The organism is Mycobacterium sp. shizuoka-1, from assembly GCF_002723835.1.
GTDB lineage: Bacteria > Actinomycetota > Actinomycetes > Mycobacteriales > Mycobacteriaceae > Mycobacterium.
The window spans coordinates 29,425-40,241 of sequence record NZ_BEWG01000057.1 but is presented as its reverse complement, the minus strand read 5'-3'; the positions used below and the strand labels follow the sequence as shown (position 1 = coordinate 40,241).

10 protein-coding genes are annotated in these 10,817 nt (G+C 69.8%); all 10 read right to left on the bottom strand.

The genetic code is table 11. The features are described 5' to 3' along the window. The coding region (gene smc / locus MSZK_RS16985; RefSeq protein WP_099249852.1) for a chromosome segregation protein SMC at window positions 1-2,401 on the bottom strand (2,401 nt) is incomplete at its 3' end. Between the two features lie 26 nt (window positions 2,402-2,427). Next, entirely contained in the window at window positions 2,428-2,709 is a 282-nt protein-coding gene (locus MSZK_RS16980) for an acylphosphatase (protein ID WP_099249849.1), read from the bottom strand. Beyond that, window positions 2,696-3,112 (bottom strand): OsmC family protein, encoded by a 417-nt coding sequence (locus MSZK_RS16975; protein WP_099249847.1) that lies wholly within the window; start codon window positions 3,110-3,112, stop codon window positions 2,696-2,698. The genes MSZK_RS16980 and MSZK_RS16975 overlap by 14 nt, the downstream gene beginning before the upstream one ends. 90 nt (window positions 3,113-3,202) lie before the next feature. Continuing rightward, a complete protein-coding gene (gene mutM, locus MSZK_RS16970) occupies window positions 3,203-4,051 on the bottom strand; it encodes a DNA-formamidopyrimidine glycosylase (RefSeq protein ID WP_099249845.1) in 849 nt (282 codons plus the stop codon). Beyond that, complete coding sequence (gene rnc / locus MSZK_RS16965; RefSeq protein ID WP_371411353.1) at window positions 4,044-4,703, bottom strand: ribonuclease III; 660 nt, start codon at window positions 4,701-4,703, stop codon at window positions 4,044-4,046. The genes mutM and rnc overlap by 8 nt, the downstream gene beginning before the upstream one ends. 41 nt (window positions 4,704-4,744) lie before the next feature. After that, a complete protein-coding gene (locus MSZK_RS16960) occupies window positions 4,745-5,344 on the bottom strand; it encodes a DUF177 domain-containing protein (RefSeq protein WP_099249839.1) in 600 nt (199 codons plus the stop codon). 59 nt (window positions 5,345-5,403) lie between these two features. Further along, window positions 5,404-6,141, bottom strand: a complete 738-nt coding sequence (sepIVA, locus tag MSZK_RS16955) for a cell division protein SepIVA (protein WP_099249837.1) — start codon at window positions 6,139-6,141, stop codon at window positions 5,404-5,406. 183 nt (window positions 6,142-6,324) lie between these two features. Next, complete coding sequence (gene coaD / locus MSZK_RS16950) at window positions 6,325-6,804, bottom strand: pantetheine-phosphate adenylyltransferase (RefSeq protein WP_099249834.1); 480 nt, start codon at window positions 6,802-6,804, stop codon at window positions 6,325-6,327. A gap of 24 nt (window positions 6,805-6,828) precedes the next feature. Further along, window positions 6,829-7,383: a 16S rRNA (guanine(966)-N(2))-methyltransferase RsmD gene (gene rsmD / locus MSZK_RS16945; protein ID WP_099249831.1), complete on the bottom strand. Its 555-nt coding sequence runs from the start codon at window positions 7,381-7,383 to the stop codon at window positions 6,829-6,831. Continuing rightward, window positions 7,380-10,808: a pyruvate carboxylase gene (locus MSZK_RS16940; protein ID WP_099249828.1), complete on the bottom strand. Its 3,429-nt coding sequence runs from the start codon at window positions 10,806-10,808 to the stop codon at window positions 7,380-7,382. The genes rsmD and MSZK_RS16940 overlap by 4 nt, the downstream gene beginning before the upstream one ends. Window positions 10,809-10,817: the final 9 nt, after the last annotated feature.

Genomic DNA, 10,817 nt, shown 5'->3' with positions numbered 1-10,817 from the left:
GCTCGGCGGTGCGCACCGCCAGCCGTACCTCGACCTCGACAGCGCGGGCTTCCTCGGCGGCGGCCTGCATGTATTGGCGGTCGACCGGTTCGTCGTCCACCACGGTCTGGGTGTCCTGCGCCGCGGCCAGCCGGTTCTCCAGCTCGGTGAGCTCTTCGACGGTCTGCAGCCTGTTGGCCTCGAGTTCGCCGCGCTGGGCCAACTGCCGACGCCACTCCTCCTCGGCGGCTCGGGCCTCCTGTCCGAGCCGGCCGAGTTGCTCGTAGATCGCCGATATCGCGGCGTCGGATTCGTTCAGCGCGGCCAGGGCCTGCTCGGCGGCGTCCTGGCGGTTGCCCTGCTCGGACAGTGCGCCGGCCAGTGCGGCCGACAGTTCGGCGACCTGGGTCTCCGCGGCAGCGAGGTCGGTTCTGGCCTTCTCGATTTCACCGGCGATCTCCAGCGTGCTGGGCTTGCGGTCGGAGCCGCCGGTGACCCAGCCCGCGCCGACCAGATCGCCTTCGGTGGTGACCGCACGCAGGCTGGGCCGGGCGGCGACCAGATCCAGCGCGGCACCGAGATCCTCGACGACGGCGACGTCGGCGAGCATCGCGGTCATCGCCCCCTGCAGCCGTCCTGGCGTCTCGATCAGGTCCAGCGCCCAGATCGCCCCGGCGGGCAACGGTCCGTCCTGGCGCGGCGTGTTCGGCCAGTCCCCCAACACGATCGCGGCCCGGCCGCCGTCGGCTTCCTTGAGTGCACGCACCGCCGAACCGGCGGCGTCGAAGTCGTCGGCCGCCACGGCGTCAGCGGCGGTACCCAGCACCGCGGCCACCGCCACCTCGTAGCCCGGCCGCACCCGGACCAGTTTGGCGATGGTGCCGAAAAGTCCTGCGCCGCCGCGGTTCTGCGTCAGCCACGCCGCGCCGTCCTTGCGCTCCAGCCCGACCGACAGGGCGTCGATCCGGGCTCGCAGTGAGGCCACCTGGCGCTCGGCGGCGCGTTCGGCGGACTGCAATTCGGCCACCCGCTCGTCGGCCAGCCGCAGTGCGGTGATCGTGCGGTCGTGGTGTTCGTCGAGGCCGACCTCGCCCTGGTCGAGCTCCCCCACCCGGCCCTGCACGGTCTCGAATTCGGCCCGTGCGTGCTGGGTGCGGGCGGCGGCCTCCTCGATGGCGTTGGTCAGCCGCGCCACCCCGTCGTCGATCGACTCGACCCGGGCGCGCAGGGTGTCCACCTGACCGGCAAGCCGGGCCAGGCCCTCGCGGCGGTCGGCCTCGGCCCGCACGGCCGCCATGTGCGCGCGCTCGGCCTCGGTGGCCGCCCGCTCGCGTTCACCGAGCTCGGCCCGGGCGATCTCCAGTCGGGATTGGGCCTCGGTCAGCTCGGCCAGCAGCTCCTGCTCACGCGCGGCCACCTCGTCGGCCTCGGCCTCCAGCGCGTCGGGGTCCGGCCCGGTGCTGGCAGGAGGCTCGGCGTCGAGGTATTGCGCGCGTTCGGTGGCGATGCGGACGGTGGCGCTGACCCGTTCGGCCAGCGCGGAGAGCCGGAACCAGGCCTGCTGGGCGGCGTCGGTGCGCTCCGACAGCGTGGCCACGGCGGCCTCATGGGCGCTCAGCGCCTCGCCGGCCACCGCCAGGCGCTCGGCGGCGGCGTCGTGCTCACGCCGCAGGGTGGTCTCGGTGTCGTCGGCCCCGGCGAACTCGGCGCGCCGGGTCACCAGGTCGTCGGCGGCCAGCCGGAGCCGGGCGTCGCGCAGATCGGCCTGGATGGTCTGGGCGCGGCGCGCCATCTCGGCTTGCCGGCCCAGCGGCTTGAGCTGGCGGCGCAGTTCGGTGGTCAGGTCGGTGAGCCGGGCGAGGTTGGCGGCCATCGAGTCCAGCTTGCGGACCGCCTTCTCCTTGCGCTTGCGGTGCTTGAGCACCCCGGCGGCCTCCTCGATGAAGGCCCGGCGGTCTTCGGGGCGCGACTCGAGGATCTGCGAGAGCCGGCCCTGTCCGACGATGACGTGCATTTCCCTGCCGATGCCGGAGTCGCTGAGCAGCTCCTGAACGTCCATCAGCCGGCAGCTGCTGCCGTTGATCTCGTATTCGCCGGCGCCGTCGCGGAACATCCGCCGGGTGATGGACACCTCGGAGTACTCGATCGGCAGCGCGTTGTCGGAGTTGTCGATGGTCAGCGTCACCTCGGCGCGTCCCAGCGGCGCCCGCGAGGAGGTGCCGGCGAAGATGACGTCTTCCATCTTGCCGCCGCGCAGCGTCTTGGCGCCCTGCTCCCCCATCACCCAGGCCAGCGCGTCGACGACATTGGACTTGCCGGAGCCGTTGGGACCGACCACGCAGGTGATGCCCGGCTCGAAACGCAGAGTCGTCGGCGATGCGAAGGATTTGAAGCCCTTCAGCGTCAGACTCTTGAGGTACACGTCGAGTGAGATTACCGGCGCGGCGATCAGCGCTCGTGGAACCCGCGCAGCGGCTCGCCGGGTTCGGTGAAGTCGGCCACCACTTTGTCGACCGATCCGGGGGTGTTTTCCCCCCGCAACAGCTCCAGCAGCCGCTCGCAGGAGGCGCGCGGCCCCTGCGCGACGACCAGCACGCGGCCGTCGGCCTGGTTGCTCGCATAGCCGGCCAGGCCCAGTTCCAGCGCCCGCGACCGCGTCCACCAGCGGAAACCCACCCCCTGGACGTGGCCGTGCACCCAGGCGGTCAGCCGGCTGTCAGGCCCGGTCACCGTCGGCCACCTCGAAGCGGACCTCGGCTCCGGCCTTCAGGGTGCGGCCGACCGTGCAGACCTGGTCGATCGCCCGGTTGACCACCACCACCAGGCGTTCGATCTCCTCGGCGGACAGCCCGGACAGGTCGATCTCGAGTTTCTCCTCCAGCAGCGGGTAGCGCTCCTGGTCACGATCGGCCGGTCCGGCGACCTTGATCACCGCGGCGTAGTCGTCGCCGAGGCGCCGGCGCAGCGGCTGGTCGCTGGACAGGCCGCTGCAGCCGGCCAGCGCGATCTTGAGCAGCTCACCGGGGGTGAAGACACCGTCGTCGGTCTCCGAGCCGATCAGCACCTGCGCGCCTCGGCTGCTGCGCCCGGTGTAGCGCCGCACGCCGGTCCGTTCCACCCACAGCTCAGTCATGTGTCCTTCGTTCCTTGTACGCCCAAACCGACATCTGGCCGCGAAAGTGCGAGTAAATCACGCCACAACGTCGATCTCGACGCGCCGGAGTCAACGCCGGGGCCGGGGCTGGCATTTCGGGCAGTAGAACGACGAGCGGTTCATGAACTTGTCGCGGCGGATCGCGGCGCCGCAGCGCGGGCAGGGCAGCTCTTCGCGGCCGTAGGCGTTCAGCGACCGGTCGAAGTAGCCGGACTGCCCGTTGACGTTGACATACAGCGAGTCGAACGACGTGCCACCCTGGCCCAGCGCCTCGCGCATCACCTCGGTCGCCGCGTCCAGCACCTCGCCGAGCTGGCGGCGGGTCAGGTTGGCGGCCAGCCGCGCGCCGTTGACCTTGGCCCGCCACAGCGCCTCGTCGGCGTAGATGTTGCCGATCCCCGACACGACGGTCTGGTCGAGCAGTTGGCGCTTGATCTCGGAATGCTTGCGGCGCAACACCTCCACCACGGCCGCGCGGTCGAACCGAGGGTCGAGCGGGTCCCTGGCGATGTGGGCGACCGGAACTGGCACCCGGCTGCCGTCGACGTCGACCAGATCGGCCAGCTGCCACCCGCCGAAGGTGCGCTGGTCGACGAAGCTCAGCGCGGTGCCGTCGTCGAGCAGCGCCGCGATCCGCAGATGATCGGTGTTGGGCACCGGGCCGAGCAGCATCTGACCACTCATGCCCAGGTGTACCACCAGGGCGGTATCGTCAGACAGGTTGAGCCACAAGTACTTTCCGCGCCGATCGGTCCCGATGACCTGCGCTCCGAGCAGCCGCGCGGTCAGGTCGGCGGCGCCGGCTTCGTGGCGGCGGACCGCCCGCGGATGATGTACCCGTACCGCGGTGATGGACTTGCCGGCAACGTGCGCTTGCAGACCGCGCCGGACGACCTCCACCTCCGGCAGTTCAGGCATCCGGTCCCTGGTCCATGATGGCCTGCCACGCCTTGGCGGCGGATTTCTGCTCGGCTTCCTTCTTGGACCGCCCCATGCCGGTTCCATGTTCGGCCTCGCCCACCACCACCGTCGCGGTGAACTGCTTGTCGTGATCGGGCCCCGTGGAGGTGACGACATAGGTCGGCGGACCCAAACCCTTTGACGCACAGAGCTCTTGAAGGCTGGTCTTCCAGTCGAGCCCGGCACCCAGGGTCGGGGCGGTGTCCAGCAGCGTGCCGAAGAGCTCGAGGATGACCTTGCGCGCGGTGTCGATGCCGTGCTGGAGGTAGACCGCGCCGAGCAGCGATTCCATCCCGTCGGCGAGGATGCTGGACTTGTCGGCACCGCCGGTGTTGATCTCGCCGCGGCCCAGCAGCAGGTAGGCCCCCAACCCCTCGTCGGTCAGGTTGCGACCGACATCGGCCAGCGCCTGGGTGTTGACGATGCTGGCGCGTAGCTTGGCCAGGTCGCCCTCGGTGCGGTCCGGGTGGCGATGGAACAGTTCGTCGGTCACCGTCAGGCCGAGCACCGCGTCGCCGAGGAACTCCAGTCGCTCGTTGGTGGGCAGGCCGCCGTGTTCGTAGGCGTAGCTGCGATGGGTCAGCGCCAGCGTCAGCAGCTCTTCGCCCATGTCGACGCCGAGGGCAGCCAGCAAGTTCTCACGTGGCGGGCTCACGAATCGCCGGCCCCCCGCTCGGGGGTGTCGGCGTCGGCGGGAAACATGTTCGCGAGCTTGGCAAAGCGCGGATCGATCTGGTCGTGATGGTGATCCGGCTCGGCGCTGGCCAGCGCGACACCGCACTCGGGGCACAACCCGCGGCAGTCCGGCGTGCACAGCGGCGCGAACGGCAGAGCCAGGCCGACGGCGTCGACGATGGACTGCTCGAGGTCGATGGTCTGGTCGACGACGTGACCGACCTCGTCTTCCTCGGTGGTGGTCTCCGTCGCGCTGTCCGGGTAGGCGAACAGCTCGGTGAGCGTGATCTCGACATCCCCGGTGACCGGGGTCAGACACCGCGAGCACTCCCCGCGGGTGGGCGCGTGGACGGTGCCGGTGACCAGCACCCCCTCGGACACCGACTCCAGGCGCAGATCCAGGGTCAGATCGGCACCCTGTTCGATCGCGATCAGGTCCAATCCGATCCGGGAGGGACTGGACACCGTCTCGTGCAGTTCGAGCATGGCGCCGGGGCGCCGGCCCAGCCGGGTGATGTCGAACACGAGCGGCGACCGGGATCTGTGCTGTGCTCGGGCACTCGGTGTCGTCGCCATGACTCCGATCTTAAAACCCGGTGTGCCCCGATTCAGCCAGTAGCCGCGAGCCGTCCGGTTCAGCGCTGCACGTAGTCGTGGGTGCCCGCGGCGGTCCGCAGCTGGTGACGGCCCCGGCTCACCGACCGCAGCGTGCCGTTGAGGTAGTCCTCGAACTGGGCGAGTTTGTTGTCGACGTAGATGTCGCACTCGCCGCGCAGCCGGTCGGCCTCGGCGTGCGCGGTGTCGATCAGCCGGGCGGATTCGGCATTGGCCGCCTGGACCACTTCGGTCTGCGACACCAGCCGCTGCTGTTCCTTGATGCCTTCCTGCACGGCCTTCTCATACGACAGGTTTCCGCTCTCGACCAGGCGGTCGGCCTCGGCCTTGGCGCGGCTGGTGGCCGCCTCGTACTCACGCTTGGCGGTCGCCGCCAGCCGCGCGGACTCCTCGCGGGCCTCGTGCACGGTGCGCTCGCTGTGCTGGCGGGCCTCGGCCACCATCCGGTCGGCCTGCGACTTGGCTTCGGCCAGCAGCCGGTCGGCCTCGGCCCGGGCGTGACTCAGCAGGGAGTCGGCCTCGGCGGTGGAGTTGGACACCATCGACTCGGAGTGCTCCTTGGCCTCCCGCAGCAGCGCGTCGCGGGCGTCCAGCACGTCCTGGGCGTCGTCGAGTTCGCCGGGGATGGCGTCCTTGATGTCGTCGATCAGTTCCAGCACGTCACCGCGCGGGACCACACACCCAGCCGTCATCGGAACGCCGCGGGCCTCTTCGACAATTGCGCTCAACTCATCGAGAGCTTCAAAAACTCGGTACACGGCGCCACCCTCCTGGCGTAGTTGGTAGTGACCAGTGTGCCTGGTGTTACGCCTGTGACTGCGGTGGCGGGCCGGTGTGTCGGAAAGACGTTTCTGTCAACCGCACCGGTCAGAGGGCGTCTGCTCACAGATTATGTGCCCTGCGCGCCGATCGGCGGGGGCTGGGCGAGGGATCGCCGGCGATCAACGACCGGCGAGCTTGACCTGCAATCGGCGGTTGACCGACTCCGGCAGCAGCGCCGAGACGTCACCGCCGAGCATCGCCACCTCTTTGGCCAGCGACGACGACACGAACGAATACTGCGGCGTGGTGGCCACGAAGAACGTGTCGACCCCCGCGACGTGCTTGTTCATCTGCGCCATCTGCAGCTCGTACTCGAAGTCGGTGCCGGTGCGCAGGCCCTTGACGATCGCGGTCAGCCCGCGCTGTTTGACGAAGTCGACGACCAGTCCCCGCCCCGACTCGGCGCGCAAGTTCGGCAGGTGCGCGGTGGCTTCTTCGATCATCGCGATCCGCTCGTCGATGTCGAACATGCCCGACTTGTTCGGGTTGATCAGCACGGCGACGATTACTTCGTCGAATTGCGCGGCGGCGCGCTCGAAGATGTCGACATGCCCCAGGGTCACCGGATCGAAGGATCCCGGGCACACCGCGCCACTCATGGTTGACGACGGTAGCAGCCCGGCTCAGTCCACCTCGGCGAGCTCGACCCGGGTGTCCCCGTACCGACGCACCGGCCACGCCGTGAAGCCCGCCGGCCAGCTCAGCTCGGCCGCCGAGGCCGGACGTTCGAGCACCACCACGGTGCCCTCCCCCAGCCAGCCGTGGCGCGCGAGACTGCCCAGTATCGACTCGATCTCGGCGTTGCGTACCTCGTACGGTGGGTCGGCCAGCACCAGGTCCACCGGCCGGTCGGCACCCGCCGCCAGCACCGTGGCGACCGCGCCGCGACGTACCGTGGCCCCGGCCAGCCCGAGCGCGGCGACGTTGCTTTTGATCACCGCGGCTGCGCGCGAGTCACTTTCGACGAACAGCGCCCAGACCGCGCCCCGGGACAGCGCTTCCAGCCCGAGTGCCCCCGAACCGGCGTAGAGGTCCAGCACCCGCAGGCCGTCGAAATCCCGGCGTGCGGCAAGGACATTGAACAGGGCTTCGCGAACCCGATCGGTGGTCGGCCGCGTGCCGCGGGCCGGCACATCGATACGCCGGCCACCAGCGCTGCCCCCGACGATGCGGGTCAGGCCAACCCCCCGGTCGCTTCGCTCCTGCCCGCCGGACCCGATCCCGCGATGACCACCAGCAGATCGCCGCCTTCGACCTGCGCGGTACTGGCGACCGCGACCCGGTTGACGGCGCCCGCCTTCGGCGCGGTGATCGCGGCTTCCATCTTCATCGCTTCGATGGTGGCGATGGTCTGGCCGGCCGCCACCTCGTCACCGACCGCCACCCCGACCGTGACGACGCCCGCGAACGGCGCGGCCACATGGTCGGGGTTGGTGCGGTCAGCCTTCTCCGCGGTCGGCACGGTTTCGGCAATGCTGTTGTCGCGCACCAACACCGGACGCAATTGGCCGTTGATGATGCACATGACGGTGCGCATCCCGCGCTCGTCGGGATCGGAGATGGCCTCCAACCCGACGATGAGTTCGACGCCCCGCTCGAGCTGGATGCGATGCTCGTCGCCGTGGCGCAGTCCGCACAGGAACTGGTTGGCGCTCAGCCCCGAGGTGTCGCCGTACTCTTCGCGGTGAGCCTCGAATTCCCTGGTGGGCCCGGGGAACAGCAGCCGATTCAGGGTGGCCTGCCGAGCCAGGCCCGGCTCGCCGAGCACCTTCTCGTCCTCGACCGACAACGGCTGCTCGGGCTTGGCCGGTCCGCGACCTTCCAGCGCCTTGCTACGCAAGGGTTCCGGCCAGCCGCCCGGCGGGTCCCCCAGTTCGCCACGCAGGAAGCCGATCACCGAATCCGGGATGTCGTGATGAGCGGGGTCGGCGGCGAAGTCCTCGGCGGTGATCCCGGCGCCGACGAGCGCCAGCGCCAGGTCGCCGACCACCTTGCTCGACGGGGTGACCTTGACCAGGCGGCCCAGGATCCGGTCGGCTCCGGCGTAGGCGTTCTCGATGTCCTCGAACCGGTCGCCGAGCCCCAGCGCGATCGCCTGCGTGCGCAGGTTGGACAGCTGGCCGCCGGGGATCTCGTGGTCATAGACACGCCCGGTCGGTGCGGGCAGGCCCGCCTCGAACGGCGCGTACACCCGGCGCAGCAACTCCCAGTACGGTTCCAGGTCACACACCGCTGCCAGGTCCAGTCCGGTGTCGAACGGGGTGTGCGCGGCCGCGGCGACGATCGCCGACAACGGCGGCTGACTGGTGGTGCCCGACAGCGGGGCCGCCGCCCCGTCGACCGCACTCGCCCCGGCCTGCCAGGCCGCCGTGTAGGTGGCCAGCTGTCCGCCCGGGGTGTCGTGGGTGTGCACGTGCACCGGCAGGTCGAAGCGGCTGCGGAGCGCGGAGACCAGCGTGGCCGCCGCCGGCGGGCGCAGCAGGCCGGCCATGTCCTTGATCGCCAGCACGTGCGCGCCGGCGTCGACGATCTGCTCGGCCAGCCGCAGCCAGTAGTCCAGCGTGTAGAGCGTCTCGCCCGGGTCGGACAGGTCACCGGTGTAGCTCATCGCGACTTCGGCCACCGCCGAACCGGTTTGGCGCACCGCGTCGATCGCGGGCCGCATCGACTCGACGTTGTTGAGCGCGTCGAAGATGCGGAAGATGTCGACACCGGTGCGGGCGGCCTCGTCGACGAACGCGTGCGTCACCGCCTCCGGGTACGGCGTGTAACCCACGGTGTTGCGGCCACGCAGCAGCATCTGCAGACAGATGTTGGGAATCGCCTCGCGCAGCGCGGCCAGCCGCTCCCACGGATCTTCCTTCAAGAAGCGAAGCGCCACATCGTATGTCGCGCCGCCCCAGCATTCGATCGACAACAGCTCCGGCGTCATCCTGGCGATGTAGGGGGCCACCTTCAACAGGCCCGACGAGCGCACCCGCGTCGCCAGCAACGACTGGTGTGCGTCACGGAACGTCGTATCGGTCACTCCTACGGCCGGAGAATCCCGCAGCCACTGGGCGAATCCCTCCGGACCCAGTTCCACCAGGCGCTGCTTGCTGCCCGGCGGCGGGACGCTCGACGTGATGTCGATGTCGGGCAGCTTGTCCTGCGGATAAAACCGGGGCCGATCGCGGTACGGCGAGTTGACCGTCACCTCGGCCAGGAACTTGAGCATCTTGGTGCCGCGATCGGCCGAGGTACGGGCCGTCAGCAGCTCCGGACGCTCGTCGATGAACGAGGTGGTGACCAGCCCGGCCTGGAAATCCGGATCGTCGAGAACAGCTTGCAGGAACGGGATATTCGTCGACACCCCGCGGATGCGGAACTCGGCGACCGCACGCCTGGCGCGGGCCACCGCGGTCGAGAAATCCCGGCCCCGGCAGGTGAGCTTGACCAGCATCGAGTCGAAATGCGCGGTGACCTCCGCACCCAGATGCGTTCCGCCGTCGAGCCGGATGCCGGCTCCGCCCGGTGAGCGGTAGGTGGTGATCCGCCCGGTGTCGGGACGGAACCCGTTGGCCGGATCCTCGGTGGTGATGCGGCATTGCAGCGCCGCACCGTGCGGGCGGACGGCCTCCTGGCTCAGACCCAGATCGGCCAGCGTCTCGCCGGAGGCGATCCGCAGCTGCGCCGACACCAGGTCGACGTCGGTGATCTCCTCGGTCACGGTGTGCTCGACCTGGATCCGGGGATTCATCTCGATGAACACATGCCGGCCGCGCTCGTCGAGAAGGAACTCGACGGTGCCCGCACAGCTGTAACCGATGTGCCGCGCGAACGCCACGGCGTCGGCGCAAATCCGTTCCCGCAGAGCGGGATCCAGATTTGGCGCCGGTGCCAGCTCGATCACCTTCTGGTGGCGGCGCTGGACACTGCAGTCCCGCTCGTAGAGGTGGATGACGTTGCCGTGGGTGTCGGCCAGGATCTGCACCTCGATATGGCGCGGATTCACCACCGCCTGCTCGAGGAACACCGTCGGATCCCCGAAGGCCGATTCGGCCTCGCGGCTGGCCGCTTCGATCGACTCGGCCAGCGCAGCGGGATCGGTCACCCGGCGCATACCCCGTCCGCCGCCGCCGGCGACGGCCTTGACGAACAAGGGGTACTCCATCGCCTCGGCGGCCTCGACCAGTTGCTGCACCGACGCCGACGGTTCCGAGGACGCCAGCACCGGTAGCCCCGCCGCCGCGGCCGCCGCGATGGCGCGCGCCTTGTTGCCGGTGAGCTCCAGGATCGACGCGTCGGGCCCGATGAACGTGATGCCCGTGGCCGCACACGCCGCCGCCAGTTCCGGATTCTCCGACAGGAAGCCATAACCCGGATAGATCGCGTCGGCACCGGCCGCCTGCGCGGTGGCCACGATCTCGTCCACCGACAGATACGCCCGCACCGGATGCCCGACGTCGCCGATCTGATACGACTCGTCGGCCTTGAGACGGTGCAGTGAATTGCGATCCTCGTACGGATAGATCGCCACCGTGCCGATGCCCATCTCGTAGGCGGCCCGGAAAGCGCGAATCGCGATCTCACCGCGGTTGGCGACAAGGACTTTGGAGATCACAGGCGGACC

Coding starts and splice junctions, on each gene's coding strand:
- MSZK_RS16975 (WP_099249847.1), bottom strand. CDS start 3,112: ATGACTGAGCTGTGGGTGGAACGGACCGGCGTGCGGCGCTACACCGGG.
- mutM (WP_099249845.1), bottom strand. CDS start 4,051: ATGCCTGAACTGCCGGAGGTGGAGGTCGTCCGGCGCGGTCTGCAAGCG.
- rnc (WP_371411353.1), bottom strand. CDS start 4,703: ATGGGCGAAGAGCTGCTGACGCTGGCGCTGACCCATCGCAGCTACGCC.
- MSZK_RS16960 (WP_099249839.1), bottom strand. CDS start 5,344: ATGGCGACGACACCGAGTGCCCGAGCACAGCACAGATCCCGGTCGCCG.
- coaD (WP_099249834.1), bottom strand. CDS start 6,804: ATGAGTGGCGCGGTGTGCCCGGGATCCTTCGATCCGGTGACCCTGGGG.